Raw genomic sequence first — 18,461 nt, forward strand, 5'->3', positions numbered from 1 at the left:
GTCTGGACGGACACGGGCCGGCGCGTCAGCCCCTATCGGATGTGAGGCCCCCCGCATGACACGGGGCGCTCCTCATCTCGTTTACTTCTTCGATCCCGCCTTCGAGGGGTGCACGCTCGTGTCCCTCCTCACGGCGCTCGAGCGGACGCCCGGCCCGGTTCGGGTGTCGCTTCATCCCACCGGGCCGCCGGATCGGCTCGAAAGCGATGCAAGGACGCTTGCCGAGGCGTTCGGGGCCAAGATCGAGGTCCGGCCGGTGGACCTCTCGGCCTTTGCGCATCTGCCGCGGGGGCGATTGCCGCTCGCCGCGCGGGCACGGCTTCTGCTCCCTGCGCTCCATGACGGTCCGGTGCTCTATCTCGATGGAGACACCATCGTCCGCAAGGATCTGACGCCACTGTGGCAAACGAATATCGAGGGCGCCTGTCTCGCGGCCTGTCTCGCACCGGGCGTGACCGCGGCCCTCGCGGCACCGGCGAGGGGCCGCGCTGCCCGGGAGGCGGCAGCGAAGATCGCCAGGCGATCGGACCGGATGGGTGGCCTCGATATGAGCACCTACGTCAATTCCGGCGTCATGCTGCTCGATCTGCCGCGCATCCGGGCGGAGGGCCTCGACGCGCTCATGGGCGATATCGAGGCGACGGCGCGGGTCACGTCCCGCGATCAGGACTGGATCAACGTGGTCTTCGCCGGCCGCATCCACCTGCTGGACCCGACTTGGAACAGCGGCTGGGGCAATCCGCGGACGGACCGGCGCGCCCTCCCCCCCGAGCTGCGCGACAGGTTCAGGGAAAGCCGGACCGATCCCGCGATCTGCCACTTCACGGGCTTCGAGAAGCCTTGGCACTCCCCCACGGCGCCGGTTCGCCTGCATCTGCTGACGAAGCCGCGCGAGCGGCGCATGCGGGCGATGTTCTGGCGGGAGTTCCGGGCGGCGCGGGAGCGAACCGAAGCAAGTCTCGGCCACCCGCTCGACTTCCCTCCGGCCACCGTCTCGGGGGGCGAGTGATGTCCCTGATGAGCCACGATGATCTGAGCGTGGTCTCTGGCGCAGGCCTGGAAGGCGCGCCCGGCTTCACCGTCATCGCGGTGATGCGCAACGAGATGTACTTCCTGCCCGCCTTTCTCGATCACTACCGCAAGATCGGCGCGGATCGCTTCATCGTGGTCGACGACCGCTCGGATGACGGCTCAGCCGAATATCTCGGGGCGCAGCATGACGTGATGCTCCTGCGCGCCCGGGGCCGCTACGGAGATCCGGTGGACGGCCTCGCCATCGACCCGCGGCTCAAGGCCGGGCACCTTCGGCGGATGCATCTGTGGCGGTCCATCCTGATGCGGCGGTTCTGCGTCGGCAGGTGGGCGCTTCAGGCGGATCTCGACGAGTTCATCGCCCTGCCGGAGGGGACGACCCTTCCGGGCGTCGCGTCGCGGCTCGAGGCGGAGGGCGTACGGGGCGCCTGGGGCGTCATGCTCGATGTCTATCCCGAGCGGCTCGAGGAGCTGGGCCCGGGCGCTCCCGCCGCGAAGGGCGTCCAGGAGGGGCGCTGGCTCTTCGATGCGCGGCGGCACCTGCATCTCCAATCGGACGGCGGGACACCCAAGGTCGCCTATGCCGGCGCGCGGATGCGTCTCTATGCACGCCACGGCCTCGCCCCCCGCCCGCCGCTGCGGAGGCGGCTCGATGCGCGGATCAGGGGCGTGCGGACGCTGACCGACCTGACCCTCCACAAGCCGACGCTGGCGAAGTTCGGGCCGGAGGACATGTTCCTGCATTCCCACAGGGCCACCGTGCCCATGTCGGGCCGGATGCTGCTGCCGATCCTTCATTACCGCTTCACGCCGGCCCTCTGGTCTCGGGTTTCCTACGCGCTCGAAAGCGGCGCCTATGCGAAGGGCTCGTCGGAATATCACCAGCTCTCCGCCCTCCTCGCCGCGCTCAGCGAGACCGGCGAGGGCTTCGCGTGCCGGATCTCAAAGGATGCAGGCGATATCGCGGCGCTCCGCAAGAGCGGCAACCTCCTCGGCCTGCCCTGATCCATCGCTGACGTAGCGGGCGGGCCTGTGGCAAAAGCGTCGCAACTTACCCAGCGTACAGGATGTGACCCAGCGTCCGATTTGACCGAAATTCGCCCGCAGAGCAGGTTTGGCCATCGTAGACCGAGCGGTTCCGACCGGGCCCGCCGGCGTCTCTTGGGAGGGAGAGCACCATGACCAGGTACCTAGCGACGGCGTCCATCATTGCACTGGCATCCACTGCGGCCCATGCCGGCGGACTTGACCGCACCGGCCAGCCCATCGGCCTGCTGTTCAGCGAAGGCAATTATGCCGAGCTCTCCTTCTCCCGCACGAATCCCGACCTCAACGGCGAGGGTCTGGGCACGGACGCCACCGGCCTCGCGCCCGCAAGCCCCGCCACCGGGGGCTTCCCGCTGCTGCAGAACGCGATCGACGGCGGGACCGAGTACGACGACGTGGGCGAGAGCTTCAACACCGTCGGCGCCGGCATCAAGTGGCAGTTCAACAGCACCATCTCCGGCGCGCTCCTTTTCGACGAGGCGTTCGGGGCGGACATCGCCTATTCGGGCGACAATTCGACGACGGAACTCGGCGGGACGCGGGCCAAGGCCGACAGCTCCTCTCTCACCGCGCTCCTGCGCTACGCCTTCGACGATAACTGGTCCGCGCATGGTGGTATCCGCGTCCAGCGCGCCTCTGGTGACATCTCCCTGCGCGGGACGTCCTACGGCCCCGTGAACGGCTACAACGTCGAACTCGAGGACGACACGTCTGTCGGCTACGTCATCGGCGGCGCCTACGAGATCCCGGCGATCGCGCTGCGCGTCGCCCTCACCTACAGCACCGAGATCGAGCACGATTTCGACACGACCGAAAGCTACAACACCGCTCCGCTGACCGGCGTGGGGACGACCCTCGTCGGCGCGCCGGGGACGCCCCCGGGCGCAGGCGCAGGCGTCGCGGCCGGCGCGGCCGCTGCCCTCAGCGGCTCCTCGACCACCGAGGTCAAGACACCGCAATCGGTCAACATCGACTTCCAGTCGGGCGTCGCTGAGGACACTCTGGTCTTCGGTTCGATCCGCTGGGCGGAATGGTCCGAGTTCCAGATCAACCCCGAGAACTTCGAGGACCTGACCGGCGGCGGGCTCGTGGATCTGGACGATACCTGGACGTACACGATCGGCGTCGGCCGCCGCTTCACCGAACAGTTCGCCGCGCAGGCCTCCTTCACCTACGAGCCCGAGACCGGGGACGACGAGCTCGTCTCCCCGCTTGCGCCCACGCGCGGCCAGAAGGCCATCGCCATCGGTGGCTCCTACGATCTCGACGGCGGCGTGACGCTTGCGGGCGGGGTGCGCTACGCTTGGCTCGGCGACGCGACCGCCGAGACCGGCACGCCCGACGTGGCCCGCGCCGAGTTCCGCGACAGCACCGCGCTCTCGGTCGGCATGCGGATCGGCTTCGCCTTCTGAGAAATGCCCGACCCCAAGCCCGCCGCCATCGCGTATGGCGCGCCGGGGTAATCGAGAAAAGATGAAGGGGCGCCGGACCTGAAAGTTCGGCGCCCCGTCACGTTGCCCTTTGCGTCCCGGCGCGCGTCGTCCTAGATGCGGGGCATGACACAGACCCTTCATATCATCGGCGGCGGCATGGCCGGCTCCGAAGCCGCCTGGCAGGCCGCGGGCGCCGGCATCTCCGTCGTCCTGCACGAAATGCGGCCCCAGACGGGCACCTTCGCCCATCGCACCGGCAACCTTGCCGAGATGGTCTGCTCCAACTCCTTCCGCTCGGACGACGACGAGAGCAACGCCGTCGGCCTGCTTCATTGGGAGATGCGGCAGGCGGGCGGGCTCCTGATGGAGATGGCCGACCTGCACAGTCTCCCCGCTGGCGGCGCTCTCGCGGTCGATCGCGATGCCTTCTCCGCCGGCGTGACCGAGCGGTTGAAGGCGCACCCCCTGATCGAGATCCGGGCAGGCGAGATCGCCGCGCTTCCCACCGACGGGCCCGTCATCGTTGCCACCGGCCCGCTGACCTCGGGCACGCTTGCAGAGGACATCGCCCGCCATACCGGCCAGGAGGCACTGGCCTTCTTCGACGCCATCGCGCCCATCGTCTATGCCGACAGCATCAACATGGACGTCGCCTGGCGCCAGTCCCGCTACGACAAGGGCGAGACCGAGGAGGAGCGCCGCGCCTATATCAACTGCCCGATGACGAAGGACGAATACGAGGCCTTCATCGACGCGCTCCTCGCCGCCGACGTCACCGAATTCCACGAGGGCGAGACGGCGGGCTATTTCGATGGCTGCCTGCCCATCGAGGTGATGGCCGCGCGCGGGCGGGAGACACTGCGCTTCGGACCGATGAAGCCCATCGGCCTCACGAACACGCACAAGCCGGACGAAAAGGCCTATGCCGTCGTCCAGCTCCGGCGGGATAACGCGCTCGGCACGCTTTACAACATCGTCGGGTTCCAGACGAAGATGCGCTACGGCGCGCAGAACGAGGTCCTGCGCATGATCCCCGGGCTCGGGGAAGCGCGCTTCGCCCGGCTCGGCGGCATCCATCGCAATACGTTCCTCAACTCGCCGACGCTGCTCGATTCGCAGATGCGGATGAGATCGGCGCCTCACTTGCGCTTCGCGGGTCAGATCACCGGCGTCGAGGGCTACGTCGAAAGCGCCGCGATGGGACTTCTCGCGGGGCGTCTGGCCGCGGCGGAACTGGCGGGGCGCACCCTGCCGGAGGTGCCGCATGTCACCGCGATGGGCGCTCTTCTGAGCCACATCACCGGTGGCGCCGAGGCGAAGACGTTCCAGCCGATGAACGTCAATTTCGGGCTCTTCCCCCCGATCGATGCCAAGGGGGGCCGCAAGGGGCGCCGCGAGCGCTACAAGGCCTATACCGACCGTGCCAAGGCGGCGTGGGCGGACTGGCTGGAGACGACGGCACCGGTGACGGCCCCGGCATGAGCCTGCCCGAGGGGGCGGCGTTCGTGACCCGCTTCGCGCCCTCGCCCACGGGGCCGCTGCATCTTGGTCATGCCTATTCGGCGGGGCTTGCCTTCGAGATGGCAAAGGAGCGCGGCGGCAGCTTCCTGCTCCGGCTGGAGGATCTCGATCGGGAGCGCTCGAAGCCCGCCTTCGAGGCGCTCATCGCTGAGGACCTTTCCTGGCTCGGTCTGTCATGGCCGGAGCCGGTGATGCGTCAGTCGGAGCGCGGGGCAGCCTACCGGGGCGCCCTCCAGCAGCTCTGGGATGCGGGCCTTCTCTATCCCTGCACCTGTCGCCGGAAGGACATCCGCGCCGCTGCGCGCGCGCCGCAGGAAGGGGGCGATCCGCTGATCGGGCCGGACGGGATCGTCTATCCCGGCACCTGTCGCGGGGCACCCCGGACCGGGCCCGTCCCATGGCACGAGGCATTGCGGCTCGACATCGGGCTGGCGATGGAGCGTGCCGGGACGGCCCGGTTCGAGGAGCATGGCGAGGCGCCGGGGCCCCGGATCGCGACGTGCCGGCAGATGACGGAGGAGGTCGGGGACGTTGTCCTGTCGCGGCGCGGATGGGACGCGTCCTACCACCTTGCCGTCGTGGTGGACGATGCGGCCCAGGGCGTGAGCTGCGTCGTGCGCGGACAGGACCTCGCGGAGGCGACGCCGATCCACGTCCTCTTGCAGATCCTGCTCGGCCTGCCGCGCCCCGCCTATTTCCATCACCGGCTGATCCGGGACGACGCAGGCAAGCGGCTCGCCAAGCGGGACGATGCCCGCGCGATCTGTGCCTACCGCGAGGCTGGGATGAGCGCCGGCGAGATGCGCGCGCTCATCGGGCTCTGAGCGGTCAAACCTCCGGCTTCAATAGCTCCAGTTCCTCGCCGGCATTGATACCGGTGTAGAAGCAGCTGCGGCGCCCGGTATGACAGGCCGGACCGGTCTGGCGCACGACGGCGAGGAGGCAGTCCCGGTCGCAATCGATCCGCAGCTCGACCAGCTCCTGCGTGTGGCCCGATGTCTCACCCTTGATCCAGAAATCCTGACGCGACCGGGACCAATAGGTCACGCGTCCGGTCTCCAGCGTCCGGCGCACGGCCTCGGCGTTCATCCAGGCGAGCATCAGGACCTCGCCGGTGGTGGCTTCCTGGGCGATGACGGGAAGAAGACCGGCGGCATCGTAGCGCAGCGTTTCGGCATCGAAGGACATCAAGGCTCCTTTGAATTCCTCGCGCGCATGGCTATCTGTCGGACCAGCGCAGGAAGGCTCCGAATGACCACCGACACCGATCTCGTCAAGCTCTATTCCGGGCGTATCCTCGCCCTTGCCGCCGACATCCCGAACGTCGGCAGGCTCGACGCGCCGGAGGCCAGTGTCAAGAAACGCTCGCCCCTCTGCGGCTCGACCGTGACGGTGGACGTGGTCTCCGAGGCGGGCCGGGTGACGGAGCTGGGGCTGGACGTGAAGGCCTGCGCGCTCGGCCAGGCGTCCTCGGCGGTGTTCGGCAAATCCGCCATCGGAACCACGCGGGAGCAGATCGAGCGCGGGCGGGACCAGCTCCGCGCCATGCTGAAGGAGGATGGCCCGGTGCCGGATGCCCCCTTCGATGGGCTGGAAGCGCTGGTTCCGGCGCGGGACTTCAAGAACCGGCACGCCTCGATCCTGCTGGTCTTCGAGGCGGCGGCGGACGCGATGGCGACGGTCGAGAGCGCCGCCTGAGACGAAAGAGAGACCCGGGATTATCCGTGCGCGCTCCGGCGCAAGATTGCCCGTTTCATGGGAAAGACTGCCCCGGCGGCGGGGGCTGTCATTCCGGTTCGAATCTCTTATGTTGGACGTGACGCCGATTTCTGCGGCGCCGCAATTTCCGGGATACCAGATGTCGCGCACCATTGAATATGGGCACCTGATGCACGAGGCGATGCGCAGCCTCATCCGACAGGTCCTCCGGGACGTGGCCTCGGGCGGGCTGCCCGGCGAGCATCATTTCTTCATCACCTTCGACACCGGCCATCCCGACACCGAGGTCGCCGACTGGCTGCGCCAGCGGTACCCTGCTGACATGACCGTGGTCATCCAGCACTGGTTCTCCGGCCTCGAGGTGACCGAAGACGGGTTCTACATCACGCTCAATTTCGGCGACAGCCCGGAGCCGCTCTACATCCCGTTCGAGGCGATCCGCACCTTCGTGGACCCCTCCGTCGAATTCGGCCTGCGGTTCGAGACGCAGGATGCCGCGAACGACGACGACGAGGAGGACGAGTTCGTGGACGAGGCCGCCTTCTCCGACGGCTCCGTCGAGGAGGAGGCGCCGAAGGGCGACGCCGAGGTGGTCCGGCTCGACAGCTTCCGGAAGACCTGACCCGGCGCGGGCGTCGTCCGCGCCCGCATGGGTGCTGTTAGCGCCCGCATGGTGGCGGGGTGCGTTGCCCTGCCACGCTCCTGCGGGTAAACCCCCGGGCGACCCATTCGGAGGACGCCATGGCAGAGACCCGCACCGAGACCGACAGCTTCGGCCCGCTCGAAGTTCCCGGCGACAAGTACTGGGGCGCTCAGACGCAGCGCTCGCTCAGGAATTTCCCCATCGGCTGGGAGACGCAGCCCGTCGCCATCGTGCGGGCCCTGGGCGTGATCAAGCGGGCCTGCGCCGAAACGAACACGGCAAGCGGCAAGCTTCCGAAGGACATCGGCGAGGCGATCCAGAACGCCGCGCAGGAAGTCATCGACGGCAAGCTCGATGACAACTTTCCCCTCGTCGTCTGGCAGACCGGGTCCGGCACCCAGTCGAACATGAACGCCAACGAGGTGATCGCGAACCGTGCGATCGAGATGCTGGGCGGCACGATCGGCTCGAAGGATCCGGTCCACCCCAACGACCACTGCAACATGGGCCAGTCGTCCAACGACACCTTCCCCACCGCCATGCATATCGGCACGGCGATGATGGCGCGGGACGTGACGTTGCCGGGCCTTGAGAAGCTGGCGACGGCCCTCGAGGCCAAGGTCTCCGCCTTCGACGGCATCATCAAGATCGGCCGCACCCATACGCAGGACGCGACGCCGCTGACGCTGGCGCAGGAATTCTCCGGCTATGCGCATCAGGTCCGCATGGGGATCGCCCGCGTCGAGGGTGCGCTCGGGCGGATCTACGAGCTGGCACAAGGCGGCACCGCGGTCGGCACCGGTCTGAACACCGTAGAGGGCTGGGCCGAAGAGGTGGCCGAACGCATGGGCCGGATCACCGGCCTGCCCTTCGTCACCGCGCCCAACAAGTTCGAGGCGCTGGCCGCGCATGACGCGATGGTCGAGATGTCAGGCGCCCTCAAGACCGTCGCGGCCTCGCTCTTCAAGATCGCGAACGACATCCGCTTTCTCGGCTCCGGCCCCCGCTGCGGCCTTGGCGAGCTGATCCTGCCCGAGAACGAACCGGGCTCCTCGATCATGCCCGGAAAGGTTAACCCCACGCAATGCGAGGCGCTGACGCAGGTCTGCGCCCACGTCATGGGCAATGACGCCGCCGTCGGGTTTGCCGGCTCACAGGGGCATTTCGAGCTGAACGTCTACAAGCCGATGATGGCCTACAACGTGATGCAGTCGATGCAGCTTCTGGGCGATGCGGCCGTCGCCTTCACCGACAATCTCGTGGACGGGCTCCGGGCCGACGAGGGCCGGATCGACAAGCTGATGCGCGAGAGCCTCATGCTCGTCACCGCCCTTGCGCCGCAGATCGGGTACGACAACGCCACCAAGGTCGCCAAGACCGCTCACAAGAACGGCACGACGCTCCGCGAAGAGGCCGTCGCGCTCGGCTTCGTGGACGAGGCGACGTTCGACGCGGTGGTGCGGCCCGAAAACATGGTCGGCCCGAAGAAGGCCTGAGCCCATGGCGGATGTGCCGGTGAACCTCAACCGGGTCCGCAAGGCGCGGGCCCGGGCAGAGAAGAAGGAGGCGGCGGATCGGAACGCCGCTTTCCACGGCCTGCCCAAGGCCCGGAAGGAAGCCGCGCGCGCCGAGAACGAACGCGCGGGGCGGGCCCACGATGCCGGGAAACGGGAGGATGACCCCGAGTGAAATTGCGGCGCCCCTGCATCACCCATGTGCATGGTGGCCACATGTCACCCGGTCGTCCGTGCCGTCTGCTCCCATCCGCAGCGATTCGCGCTCATACTTGCGTCCATCTCGGAGACGGATGACGGCATGAGCTCCCTGCCCTCGCAGGCTTTCCACATCGCGCGACCCGTCCGGGACACTCCCGGGCGCCGGCGCCCCCTTCTCCTCAGCGAGGGCTCCGCCGAGGCGGCACGCCTCTCGGGCGCCTTCCTCGCCTCCGCCGTCGCGGCCGAGGCGCGGGTGATGACGCCGGAGGGCCCTCGTGCGGCCGGGAAACTCCGCGCCGGCCAGCACGTCCTGACCGAGAGCGGCCCGGTTCGCATCCTCTGGACCCGGCGGCACCCCCTGCCCGCCGAGCGTATTGCCGAAGGGCCGGGCCTTTCGCCCATCCTCGTCGCGGCCCATGCCTTCGGCGGCGGCGCCCCGCGCCGGCCCCTCCGCTTATCGCCCCGTGCCGGCATGGTGCGCCGGGTGGGCGGGCGTCGCATGATCGTTCCCGCCGTCGCCTGCCTGGACCTGGAGGGCGTCGGCATCGCTCCGGTCGCGGCGGTGACCTACGTGCAGATCCTGCTCGAGCGTCATGCCGTGATCTTCGCCGGAGGTGTGCCGCTCGAGAGCCTTCACCCCGGCGCACGGTACGGCCACCGCCGGGACAGGACGCTTCGCAGGCAGCTTCTGTCAGACCTTGCCGGGGCCGGGCGCGAGCTGAAGGATTACGGCCCAGAGATCCTGCCCCGCGCGATGCCGCGATGAGCCGCCCACGCAAACGCAGCCTGACGCTGGCCGGGCACCGCACGTCCGTCACGCTGGAAGATGAATTCTGGCACGCGTTCCGTGACTGCGCACGGCGGGAGGACCTGCCGATCAACACGCTCGCCGCGCGCATCGATGCCGAGCGCGACCCACAGATCGGTCTGGCCACCGCCATCCGCCTCCACGTTCTGCGCGACCTTCAAACCCGCCTCAGCGGGGCGTGAGCCTCAGCCAGATCCCGTCCCTCGCCCGCACCGTCAGATGCGCGACTGGCACGGGACGCTTCCCCTCCACGACGTCCAGCCGGTAGCGCCCCACGATGGAGGCAAGCAAAAGCACGCCCTCGATCATCGCGAACCCCGCGCCGGGGCAGACGCGCGCACCGGCCGAGAAGGGAATGTAGGCCTCCCGCTGGCAGGCCTTCCCGTTCTCGGTTCCCCAGCGGCCCGGGTCGAAGGCATCGGGCTCCGTCCAGAGGCGGGACTGGCGGTGAAGGTGCCACGGAGAGATGATGATCTGCGATCCCGCCGGCACGGGCCGGTCCCTGAACCGCTCCGGGCACCGCGCCTCGCGGACCATCATCGGCACGGGCGGGTAGAGGCGCAGCGCCTCCCGGAACACGTCCCGCGTCACCTTGAGACCGGCGATCGCTCCGAACGATGCCGCCTCGAGATCGCCGAGCCTGCGCCCTTCGGCCGCGACCCTCTCCTGCCAGTCCGGCGACGCGGCGAGAAGCCAGAGCGCCCAGCCGAGGGCGGAGGCGCTGGTCTCGTGCCCGGCGAGAAAGAAGATCGCCACCTGGTCCACCATCTCCGCCTCGTCGAAGCGCGCCCCCGTCTCCGGGTCCGGCGTCGTCATGATCTTCGTCGCGAGATCGTCCGCCGCGCGTTCGGCCTCGATCAGCGCGGCGCGCTCCCTGACGAGGCGCGCGATCAGCTCACGGATGTGCCGGGCGGAGCCGCGCGCGCGGCGCGAATGGAGGCGCGGCACCCAGCGGGGCACGGGCAGGAAAGCGGCGATGTTCAGAAGCGGCTGTTCCCGCTGATAGGCGCGGAACGCGGCGAAGACCTCGGCGGCAACCTCATGCTCGATGGGGATGGAGAAGAGCGTGCGGAAGATCACGTCCGCCGCCGCGTGGCTCGCCTCCGCCTCGATCTCGACCTCTGAGCCATCCGCGCGCGCGTCCAGCCGCGCAAGGGTCGCCACGGCCGCATCGCGCATCGCGGGAAACGTCTGGCGAAGCCGCCCGCCCTCGAAGGCGGGATCGATGATCCGCCGCTGCCGCGTCCAGTCCTCGCCATTGGTGACGAAGACGGAGTTTCCCAGAAGCGGCGCAAGCCCTTCCCGCACCCGGTTCGATTTCGGAAAATCCCCCGGCCGCTCCTTCAGGACGAGCTCGACGAGGGACGGCTGTCCGATCATGTAGGAGCGGAAGAACGGCGTGCGGAACTCCGCCATCCAGGCGCGGTAGAGCTTCTCCGGCTGGGCGGAGAGGATGTCAGCCCGGAACAGCCTGAGATATCGCAGAAGGGAGACACGCCCCTCGCGCGCGGCTGGCTTCGGCGGGATCATGCGATTTGCGGGTCCCTGCGGCGAACATGGGGGGAGACGGGTGTCTCGATCCGGCTGGCCGACGGGGCGCGGTGGGCGAAGCGGGCGGCGAGCGTGCGCGGACCTGCGGTGATGCGGAAGTAATCGTAATCGCCCGGGCGGTCGAAGGCGCAGAGATACTGGAAATGCAGCCGGAAGAATCGCCAGCGCAGAGCGGACCATCGCTCCGGGGACAGCGTCTGCGTGAAGGCCGCCGAGAGGACCAGCGGCCAGCGTTTCCCGGACCCTGCCACACCGCTGACCGCGACCGGATCGCAGAGCGCGAAGGCGCAGCCGTCTCCCGGCGCCGTGACGTCGATCCACGCGATGTCGCCCTGCTGTGACAGGCAGCGGAGATCCTCGCGGAGACGCTCGGCGTCCGGCAGGAAGGACACCATCGGGATCACTTGGCCGAGCGAGAGGAACGAGAGCGCCGGCCCCTCCGGACCCGCGCCGCCGCCCCGAACGAGATCCGCAAGGACCGAGACGCCGATATGCGCGCCCGACGAGTGGCCGACCACCAGAACCTCGTCCGCATCGCCGCGCAGAGCTTCCTCGATCGCCTCCCTGAACCCCGCCATGCGCGCCTCGAGAGCGGGCGGATTGGCCCCGCGATACTGCGCCGTGAACGCGTAATCGTGCATCAGGTAATAGGCGAAGATGCGGTTGTCGTGACTGCGGAACCACATCAGGACAGGCGGCATCGCGAGGATCCCGAGCCACGCAAGGGGCGCCGCGGCCAGCGACAGGAGCGCGCCGATCCCCGCGGCCACCGCGCAGGCGATCAGAAGCTGGCCGAGTAGGACGGCGACCGGATAGAGCGCCGCGATCACCGGGCCCTTGCGCAGCCGCATCAGGCGCCCAAGCGCGCCCGAGGCGATATAGGTCCAGGCCGTACGGCAAAGATCGAGATAGGTGCGCGCGATTCCTGTCCCCATGGAGGCCTTGACGATGTCGGCCCAGACGAGGACGCGGATCTCCGCCTCGGTCCGTTCGCCCTCAATGTCCGCCTGAACCGTCCAGCCGACCCCTCCCGACCCCGGAAGCTGCGCTTGGCGCAGCTCGTAGCCCGCGATCGCCGCCTGCGCCGCGCCCTCCTTTCGATAGAGTTCGCGGTAGCGGCGAGGGTGGAATGGATCGAAGCCCGGGATATAGAAGACCGTACGCCGCCTGACCGCACGATCGCCGCGCGTCGTCTCGAGGGTGGCGGGGGCATCGCTCATGGCGCTATCCTTCCTGCAAGGCCCCGGATGGCAAGCAATATCTGAGAGAATGGTGACGAGATGGGGACAGGCAGCAACGATATCGCCGAGGAGGTCGACGCACTCGGCCTGCTGTGTCCGCTGCCTGTTCTGCGCGCGCGCAAGCGACTTATGGCGCTGCCGGAGGGCGCCGCGCTTCGCATCCTGACCGACGACCCCGCTGCCCTGATCGACATGCCGCATTTCTGTGCCGAAAGCGGTCATACACTCCTCGGCGCGGAGGATATTTCCGGAGGGACGGCCTTCACCATCCGGAAGGGATCCGCCTGATCAGGAGCCGGTCAGGAACAGGATGACCGGAGCGGCACGGCCCGTCCGCGCGAGAAGAACGAGATCATCGGCGTCGGCCGAGACCTTTCGGAGCAGCTCCGGCGTCGCGTCGATGGGGCAAACCGTGTCGCTGAGAAGATCTACCGTGTCTGCCCCGCACAAGAGCCCGAGAGCTCCGAGCGCCTCGACGTAGGTTTCGCTCGACCTCTGATTGCGGGGATCCTTCGCGATCCGCAGGAGCGAGCCTGCAAGCCCGTCGCGCGGCTCGAGGATTGTCGCGATCATCGGCAGCCGGTGCGTGGCACAGGCATGATCGAGCGCGATCCAGCGGCGCCCGAGCGGAAGCGCAGGCACGAGATCGGTGAATGCGAGGCAGAGAAGCGAGTCGTCCGGACCGAGATGCGGGCTCGTGTCCGAAAAGCGCGTCAGCCCATCGTCGAGCAGGGCCTTGCGCCTGTGACGGCGGTCGAAATCGGCAAGGAGCTGCGGGAAGCCGAACCGATCCGGTTCCTCGAAATGGCGGATGCGGCAGAAGCCGTCCCGCCCGCTATGTGTCGCGATCTTCGCGGCGTCGACAATCAATGGCGCCTCCAACATACCTCGCGCCTCGGTCATAAACTGATCCGTGAGGCAAAGAACAGGCAACAATCGGATAAAAAAGGGGCCGCCGCGCCAGATGGCGACGGCGACCCTTGAGTTTGCGGTCCGGGACCGGGAGCGGACAGGGCCGAGGCGGGCCCTGGGGATACCGTCCGGGGGACTGGACAGACGAGGGGGAGGCAACCACCCCCGCTGACCCGGACCGCGGGCAGGCGGAGCGGCGGTCAGGCCGCTCCGGGCAAATCGGGCGCGGCGATCAGGCCGCGCCGGGCAAGTGAAGCGCAGCGATCAGCATCACGGCGAGGGACAGGGCGCCGAGCGCATCGACGAGAAGCGTGTTGCCGGAGCGGGCGATCAGCATTTTCAGGTCCGACATCATCATCAGGTCTTCTCCTCATCACGTTAACCGTTGCTCATTTGTTCTCATAGGGAGCCACCCAAAGCAAGAACTTTATGAGAACATACCGGGAAAAATGAGAACACAGGTGGAACGGCCCGGTCAGCCTATGTCGATCAGGCGGATCGCGCGGTCCTGTTCCATCAACCACAGAAGGATCTTGATCGCCCTGCCCCGCTGCCCCTCGAGCCGAGGATCGATCTCGAGCAATGCGCGGGCATCGCGCTGCGCCGTGGCCATGAGGCCGGACTGCCGTTCGGGCTCGGCGATACGAAACCGCGGCATGCCGGATTGCGCCGTTCCGATCAGATCGCCGGCGCCCCGGATCGCGAGGTCCTCCTCGGCGATGCGGAAGCCGTCCTCGCTCTGCCTCAGGATATCGAGGCGGCGACGGGCGGTCTCCCCCAGCGGCGCCCGGTAGAGAAGCAGGCAGGTCGAGGCGACGGCGCCCCGGCCGACGCGACCCCGAAGCTGGTGGAGCTGCGCGAGGCCGAAACTCTCGGCTTGCTCGATCACCATGATGGACGCGTTGGGCACGTTGACGCCGACCTCGATGACCGTGGTCGCCACCAGAACGGCGGTCTGCCCGGAGGCGAAGCGCGCCATGGCGGCGTCCTTCTCCGCCGGTGTGAGGCGCCCGTGGACGAGGCCGACCTGATCGTCGCCGAAGGCCGCCCGGAGCCGCTTGAACCGCTCTTCCGCGGCGGTGAGGTCCGCTGTCTCGCTCTCCTCGACCAGCGGGCAGACCCAGTAGGCCTGCCGGCCTTCGGCGATGGCGCCCCGCAGTCGCTCCACCACGTCCGGCAGGCGCGCCATGGGAACGGAGGAGGTGACGATCGGCGTGCGTCCCGGCGGTTTTTCGTCGAGGACGGAGACGTCCATGTCGCCGTATTGCGCAAGCGACAGGGAGCGCGGGATGGGCGTCGCCGTCATCACGAGGATGTCCATCCGCTCGCCCTTGGCGCCGAGTTCCATGCGTTGGGCGACGCCGAACCGATGCTGCTCATCGATCACGGCGAGGCGCAGGTCGCCGAAGACGACATCCTTCTGAAAGACGGCATGGGTTCCCACGAGGATCCGGATGCGGCCCTCCGCGAGGTCCCCCAGGAGGCGTGCGCGATCCGCGCCCCTGTCCCGCCCGGTCAGCACCGCGAGGCGGATACCGGCCGCTTCCGCGAGCGGGGCGAGGCTCTCCATGTGCTGACGGGCGAGGATCTCGGTGGGCGCCATCAGGACGCCCTGCCCGCCGGCTTCCACCGCGGTCAGAAGCGCGGCGAACGCGACGAGGGTCTTGCCGGAGCCGACATCGCCCTGGAGGAGCCGGTTCATCCGCCGGGGCGCCGCCATGTCCGCCGCGATCTCCTCCATGGCACGGGCCTGCGCGGAGGTGGGATCGTAGGGCAGCGCGCCCAGTACCCGGGCGCGGAGCGCACCGTCCCCTGCCGTCGCCCGGCCCGGCTTTTCCCGCCGCCGCGCCCGGGCAAGGGCCAGCGTCACCTGGTGCGCCAGCATCTCGTCATAGGCCAGGCGGCGACGGGCCGGCGCCTCGGCCGCCAGCTCCGCCATGCTGCGCGGTGCATGCGCCATTCGGAGAGCGTCTGCGAATGAAGGCCAGCCCTCTCGCGCCAGAACGCCGGGATCGATCCAGTCGTCCCCCTGCGGCAAGCGATGGAGCGCCGCGGCCGCGGCCTTCGACATCGCCTTCTGCGTCACTCCCGCTGTCAGCGGATAGACGGGCTCAAACTCCGGTATCTTCGCCGCGTCCTCTGGCCGGACGATGTGATCGGGGTGGACGATCTGCGCGACCCCGTCGAACAGCTCCAGCTTTCCGGACACGATGCGACGCTCGCCGGTGGGAAGCTGGTCCTCGAGCCACGGTCCGCCGCCGCGAAAGAAGACGAGGTCGAACGCGTTGCCGGCGCCGTCCTCGACCATGACCCGGTGCGGACCGCCCCGCCGTTGCGACGGGCGGTGACGGCCGATTGTCACGGCGATGGTGACGACCGAAGGGGGCACCACGTCGCGGATGGTGTCCACCCGGCGGCGGTCGATCCCCGACTGGGGAAGGGTGAGGACGAGGTCCCTCGGACGGGATATGGCGGCGCCCTCCAGCGCCTTGGCCATCTTTGGACCGATGCCGGGGAGCGTGTCGATGCCGGCAAAGAGCGGGAACAGCTCGGGCGGGCGGCCCGTCACGCCCCCTCGATCAGGCTCAGCCATCCGTCCTCGTCCAGCGTTTCGATCCCGAGCTCAGCCGCCTTCTTCGCCTTCGATCCGGCCCCCGGCCCGGCCACCAGGATGTCCGTCTTCGCCGAAACGGAGCCCGACACCTTGGCGCCAAGGCTCTCGGCGCGCGCCTTGGCTTCGGCGCGCGTCATCTTCTCGAGCGTGCCGGTGAAGACCACGGTCTTGCCCGCAACGGGGCTGCCGGCGGTGTCCGGCGCTTCTTCGGGCAGGATGTCGAGCTGGCTCGCGAGCCGGTCGATGGAGGCGCGCTCGGCCTCCTGGTCGAACGCGGTGACGATGGCATCCGCGAGCACCGCACCCACGCCCTCGATCCCGACGAGATCGTCCCATGCCGCCTTCGCGCCCTCTGGCAGATCGGCCCGCGACCAAGCGGCATCGCGGATCCGGGAGACCTGCGCCCGCCGCCCGTCCGCGCCCGCCTCAGCCCGCTCCGCCGCCACCTCCTCCTCCGCCTCGCGATAGGTGCGCGCGGCCGGCGCGGCGGCATCGAGGGCGGCGCACAGGACGGACCAGTCGCCGTAATGACGCGCAAGATCCGTGGCGGCGACCTCACCGGCATGGCGGATGCCGAGGGCGAAGATCATGCGAGGCAGCTCGATCCTGCGCCGCGCCTCGATGGAGGCTTCGAGGTTGGCGGCGCTCTTCTCACCCCAGCCCTCCAGCGTGCGGAGGTTCTCCCCGTGGCGCTCAGCAAGGGTGAAGAGATCAGCAGGCTCGGCAATCCAGCCCATCGCGTGGAAGGCCTCGACCTGTTTGGCTCCCAGCCCCTCGATGTCGAATGCAGGCCGGGAGACGAAGTGGCGGAGGCGCTCCACCGCCTGCGCCGGACAGGCCATGCCCCCAGTGCAGCGCCGGACGGAATCGCCGGGCTCCCGTATCGCCGCCTGTCCGCAAGCCGGGCAGGTTTCGGGGAAGACGTACGGCTCCGACGTCGCCGGGCGGGCCGAGACGTCCACATCGGCAATCTTCGGGATGACGTCGCCGGCGCGATAGACCTGGACCCTGTCGCCCTCCCGGATGTCCCGCCCCTCACGGATCGGAGCGCCCGTATTGTCCCACCCGGCGATGTAATCCTCGTTGTGGAGCGTGGCGTTCGACACCACGACACCCCCCACCGTCACCGGCTGCAGACGGGCCACGGGGCTGAGCGCGCCCGTCCGGCCGACCTGAATGTCGATCCCTTCGAGACGCGTCCAGGCCAGCTCGGCGGGGAACTTGTGCGCCAGTGCCCAGCGGGGGGTCGTGGAGCGAAAGCCGAGGCGCTCCTGCAGGCCAAGGTCGTTCACCTTGTAGACGACGCCGTCGATATCGTAGTCGAGATCCGCCCGCTGCGCCGCGATGGCATCGTAATGCGCGATCATGTCCTCCGCGGTCTCGCACAGCCGGGTGAGATCGTTCACCGCGAAACCGAGCGCTTCGAGCCGCTCGATGGCGCCCATCTGGGTGTCCGCGAGCGGCTCGGACAGGTCCCCCCAAGCATATGCGAAGAAGCGCAAGGGGCGGGTTCTGGTGATCGCCGGATCGAGCTGGCGGAGGGAGCCGGCGGCGGCGTTCCTGGGGTTCGCGAAGAGGCGCTGCCCCGCTGCCTCCTGACGCGAGTTCAGCGCCGCGAAGTCCGAGCGGGACATGTAGACCTCGCCCCTCACCTCGAGCAGATCCGGCGCACCCTCGATCGGGTCCGGGATGTCGCTCACGGTCAGCGCGTTGCGCGTGACGTTCTCGCCGGTGGCGCCATCCCCCCGCGTCGCGGCCTGGACGAGACGGCCACCCTCGTAGCGCAGGGAAAGGGACAGCCCGTCGATCTTCGGCTCGGCGGTGAAGGCCAGCGGAGCATCTGCCGCCAGCCCGAGGTACCGGCGGATGGAGGCGGCGAAATCGGTGACCTCGCCAGCCTCGAACGCATTACCGAGCGACAGCATCCGTCTGGAATGCTGCACCTTTTCGAAGCCCTCAGCAGGCGCCGCGCCGACCACATCCGTCGCGCTGTCCGGCCGCTTCAGCTCGGGAAACCGTGCCTCGATCGCCGCGTTCCGGCGCTTCAGCGCATCGTAGTCGGCATCGGTCAGAATCGGATCGTCGGCCTGGTGATAGGCGTCGTTCGCACGGGCCAGAAGGCCGGCAAGCCGCGCCAGCTCCTCCTCGCCTTGGGTGGCGGAGAGCTCCTCGACGGGGATGTCTTCAGTCTGTGCGGGCATGAGGCGGAGGGCGCGCTTCTTCAG

General features: G+C 68.8%; 19 protein-coding genes. 12 read left to right on the forward strand and 7 right to left on the reverse strand.

All coding sequences use genetic code 11. The annotated features are described in order from the left end of the window. The first annotated feature begins 55 nt into the window (after window positions 1-55). The 5 genes from RM543_RS15040 to gluQRS all read left to right on the forward strand — a co-directional run bounded on the left by RM543_RS15040 (window position 56) and on the right by gluQRS (window position 5,857). Complete coding sequence (locus tag RM543_RS15040) at window positions 56-1,009, forward strand: glycosyltransferase family 8 protein (protein WP_311693055.1); 954 nt, start codon at window positions 56-58, stop codon at window positions 1,007-1,009. Between the two features lie 8 nt (window positions 1,010-1,017). Continuing rightward, window positions 1,018-2,037, forward strand: coding sequence for a glycosyltransferase family 2 protein (locus RM543_RS15045; RefSeq protein ID WP_311693057.1), 1,020 nt, complete (start codon window positions 1,018-1,020; stop codon window positions 2,035-2,037). Between the two features lie 173 nt (window positions 2,038-2,210). Then, the gene (locus RM543_RS15050; protein WP_311693059.1) at window positions 2,211-3,491 is read left to right on the forward strand and encodes an OmpP1/FadL family transporter; all 1,281 of its coding nucleotides are present in this window, start codon (window positions 2,211-2,213) and stop codon (window positions 3,489-3,491) included. Between the two features lie 144 nt (window positions 3,492-3,635). Next, window positions 3,636-4,994 (forward strand): methylenetetrahydrofolate--tRNA-(uracil(54)-C(5))-methyltransferase (FADH(2)-oxidizing) TrmFO, encoded by a 1,359-nt coding sequence (trmFO, locus tag RM543_RS15055; protein ID WP_311693061.1) that lies wholly within the window; start codon window positions 3,636-3,638, stop codon window positions 4,992-4,994. Next, on the forward strand, window positions 4,991-5,857 hold the full coding sequence (gluQRS, locus tag RM543_RS15060; RefSeq protein ID WP_311693063.1) for a tRNA glutamyl-Q(34) synthetase GluQRS: 867 nt from the start codon (window positions 4,991-4,993) through the stop codon (window positions 5,855-5,857). Before trmFO ends, gluQRS begins: the two co-directional genes overlap by 4 nt. A 4-nt stretch (window positions 5,858-5,861) precedes the next feature. Here the strand turns inward: gluQRS and hisI are convergent, their stop codons facing one another. Next, window positions 5,862-6,221, reverse strand: a complete 360-nt coding sequence (gene hisI / locus RM543_RS15065; RefSeq protein ID WP_311693065.1) for a phosphoribosyl-AMP cyclohydrolase — start codon at window positions 6,219-6,221, stop codon at window positions 5,862-5,864. A gap of 63 nt (window positions 6,222-6,284) precedes the next feature. Here hisI and RM543_RS15070 point away from each other — a divergent pair, with 63 nt between their 5' ends. The 6 genes from RM543_RS15070 to RM543_RS15095 all read left to right on the forward strand — a co-directional run bounded on the left by RM543_RS15070 (window position 6,285) and on the right by RM543_RS15095 (window position 10,100). Beyond that, the gene (locus RM543_RS15070; protein WP_311693067.1) at window positions 6,285-6,731 is read left to right on the forward strand and encodes an iron-sulfur cluster assembly scaffold protein; all 447 of its coding nucleotides are present in this window, start codon (window positions 6,285-6,287) and stop codon (window positions 6,729-6,731) included. Window positions 6,732-6,891: 160 nt separating this feature from the next. Further along, the gene (locus RM543_RS15075) at window positions 6,892-7,374 is read left to right on the forward strand and encodes an SspB family protein (protein WP_311693069.1); all 483 of its coding nucleotides are present in this window, start codon (window positions 6,892-6,894) and stop codon (window positions 7,372-7,374) included. Window positions 7,375-7,493: 119 nt separating this feature from the next. After that, window positions 7,494-8,891 (forward strand): class II fumarate hydratase, encoded by a 1,398-nt coding sequence (fumC, locus tag RM543_RS15080; RefSeq protein WP_311693071.1) that lies wholly within the window; start codon window positions 7,494-7,496, stop codon window positions 8,889-8,891. Between the two features lie 4 nt (window positions 8,892-8,895). Then, entirely contained in the window at window positions 8,896-9,084 is a 189-nt protein-coding gene (locus RM543_RS15085) for a DUF4169 family protein (RefSeq protein WP_311693073.1), read from the forward strand. 126 nt (window positions 9,085-9,210) lie between these two features. Next, window positions 9,211-9,876, forward strand: coding sequence for a Hint domain-containing protein (locus RM543_RS15090; RefSeq protein ID WP_311693075.1), 666 nt, complete (start codon window positions 9,211-9,213; stop codon window positions 9,874-9,876). Beyond that, window positions 9,873-10,100 (forward strand): ribbon-helix-helix domain-containing protein, encoded by a 228-nt coding sequence (locus RM543_RS15095; protein ID WP_311693077.1) that lies wholly within the window; start codon window positions 9,873-9,875, stop codon window positions 10,098-10,100. Before RM543_RS15090 ends, RM543_RS15095 begins: the two co-directional genes overlap by 4 nt. On the opposite strand, the gene RM543_RS15100 is transcribed toward RM543_RS15095, so the two are convergent. Next, entirely contained in the window at window positions 10,087-11,448 is a 1,362-nt protein-coding gene (locus tag RM543_RS15100) for a cytochrome P450 (RefSeq protein WP_311693079.1), read from the reverse strand. The two genes, RM543_RS15095 and RM543_RS15100, sit on opposite strands and share 14 nt — an antisense overlap. Then, complete coding sequence (locus tag RM543_RS15105) at window positions 11,445-12,689, reverse strand: hypothetical protein (RefSeq protein WP_311693081.1); 1,245 nt, start codon at window positions 12,687-12,689, stop codon at window positions 11,445-11,447. Before RM543_RS15105 ends, RM543_RS15100 begins: the two co-directional genes overlap by 4 nt. A 60-nt stretch (window positions 12,690-12,749) precedes the next feature. Here RM543_RS15105 and RM543_RS15110 point away from each other — a divergent pair, with 60 nt between their 5' ends. Next, on the forward strand, window positions 12,750-12,998 hold the full coding sequence (locus RM543_RS15110; RefSeq protein ID WP_311693083.1) for a sulfurtransferase TusA family protein: 249 nt from the start codon (window positions 12,750-12,752) through the stop codon (window positions 12,996-12,998). On the opposite strand, the gene RM543_RS15115 is transcribed toward RM543_RS15110, so the two are convergent. From RM543_RS15115 to ligA, 4 genes are all read right to left on the reverse strand, one after another. After that, a complete protein-coding gene (locus tag RM543_RS15115) occupies window positions 12,999-13,580 on the reverse strand; it encodes a hypothetical protein (protein WP_311693085.1) in 582 nt (193 codons plus the stop codon). Between the two features lie 274 nt (window positions 13,581-13,854). Beyond that, entirely contained in the window at window positions 13,855-13,980 is a 126-nt protein-coding gene (locus RM543_RS15120) for a hypothetical protein (RefSeq protein ID WP_311693087.1), read from the reverse strand. A gap of 117 nt (window positions 13,981-14,097) precedes the next feature. Beyond that, window positions 14,098-16,215 (reverse strand): ATP-dependent DNA helicase RecG, encoded by a 2,118-nt coding sequence (gene recG, locus RM543_RS15125; RefSeq protein WP_311693089.1) that lies wholly within the window; start codon window positions 16,213-16,215, stop codon window positions 14,098-14,100. Continuing rightward, window positions 16,188-18,437, reverse strand: coding sequence for an NAD-dependent DNA ligase LigA (gene ligA / locus RM543_RS15130; RefSeq protein ID WP_311693091.1), 2,250 nt, complete (start codon window positions 18,435-18,437; stop codon window positions 16,188-16,190). Before ligA ends, recG begins: the two co-directional genes overlap by 28 nt. Window positions 18,438-18,461: the final 24 nt, after the last annotated feature.

Source organism: Tropicimonas omnivorans (assembly GCF_031846565.1).
Taxonomy (GTDB): Bacteria; Pseudomonadota; Alphaproteobacteria; order Rhodobacterales; family Rhodobacteraceae; genus Tropicimonas_B; species Tropicimonas_B omnivorans.

Bases quoted from the DNA above. Each gene is read 5' to 3' on its own strand.
- RM543_RS15040 (WP_311693055.1), top strand. From the start codon at position 56: ATGACACGGGGCGCTCCTCATCTCGTTTACTTCTTCGATCCCGCCTTC.
- RM543_RS15045 (WP_311693057.1), top strand. From the start codon at position 1,018: ATGAGCCACGATGATCTGAGCGTGGTCTCTGGCGCAGGCCTGGAAGGC.
- RM543_RS15050 (WP_311693059.1), top strand. From the start codon at position 2,211: ATGACCAGGTACCTAGCGACGGCGTCCATCATTGCACTGGCATCCACT.
- trmFO (WP_311693061.1), top strand. From the start codon at position 3,636: ATGACACAGACCCTTCATATCATCGGCGGCGGCATGGCCGGCTCCGAA.
- gluQRS (WP_311693063.1), top strand. From the start codon at position 4,991: ATGAGCCTGCCCGAGGGGGCGGCGTTCGTGACCCGCTTCGCGCCCTCG.
- hisI (WP_311693065.1), bottom strand. From the start codon at position 6,221: ATGTCCTTCGATGCCGAAACGCTGCGCTACGATGCCGCCGGTCTTCTT.
- RM543_RS15070 (WP_311693067.1), top strand. From the start codon at position 6,285: ATGACCACCGACACCGATCTCGTCAAGCTCTATTCCGGGCGTATCCTC.
- RM543_RS15075 (WP_311693069.1), top strand. From the start codon at position 6,892: ATGTCGCGCACCATTGAATATGGGCACCTGATGCACGAGGCGATGCGC.
- fumC (WP_311693071.1), top strand. From the start codon at position 7,494: ATGGCAGAGACCCGCACCGAGACCGACAGCTTCGGCCCGCTCGAAGTT.
- RM543_RS15085 (WP_311693073.1), top strand. From the start codon at position 8,896: ATGGCGGATGTGCCGGTGAACCTCAACCGGGTCCGCAAGGCGCGGGCC.
- RM543_RS15090 (WP_311693075.1), top strand. From the start codon at position 9,211: ATGAGCTCCCTGCCCTCGCAGGCTTTCCACATCGCGCGACCCGTCCGG.
- RM543_RS15095 (WP_311693077.1), top strand. From the start codon at position 9,873: ATGAGCCGCCCACGCAAACGCAGCCTGACGCTGGCCGGGCACCGCACG.
- RM543_RS15100 (WP_311693079.1), bottom strand. From the start codon at position 11,448: ATGATCCCGCCGAAGCCAGCCGCGCGCGAGGGGCGTGTCTCCCTTCTG.
- RM543_RS15105 (WP_311693081.1), bottom strand. From the start codon at position 12,689: ATGAGCGATGCCCCCGCCACCCTCGAGACGACGCGCGGCGATCGTGCG.
- RM543_RS15110 (WP_311693083.1), top strand. From the start codon at position 12,750: ATGGGGACAGGCAGCAACGATATCGCCGAGGAGGTCGACGCACTCGGC.
- RM543_RS15120 (WP_311693087.1), bottom strand. From the start codon at position 13,980: ATGATGATGTCGGACCTGAAAATGCTGATCGCCCGCTCCGGCAACACG.
- recG (WP_311693089.1), bottom strand. From the start codon at position 16,215: ATGGCTGAGCCTGATCGAGGGGGCGTGACGGGCCGCCCGCCCGAGCTG.
- ligA (WP_311693091.1), bottom strand. From the start codon at position 18,437: ATGCCCGCACAGACTGAAGACATCCCCGTCGAGGAGCTCTCCGCCACC.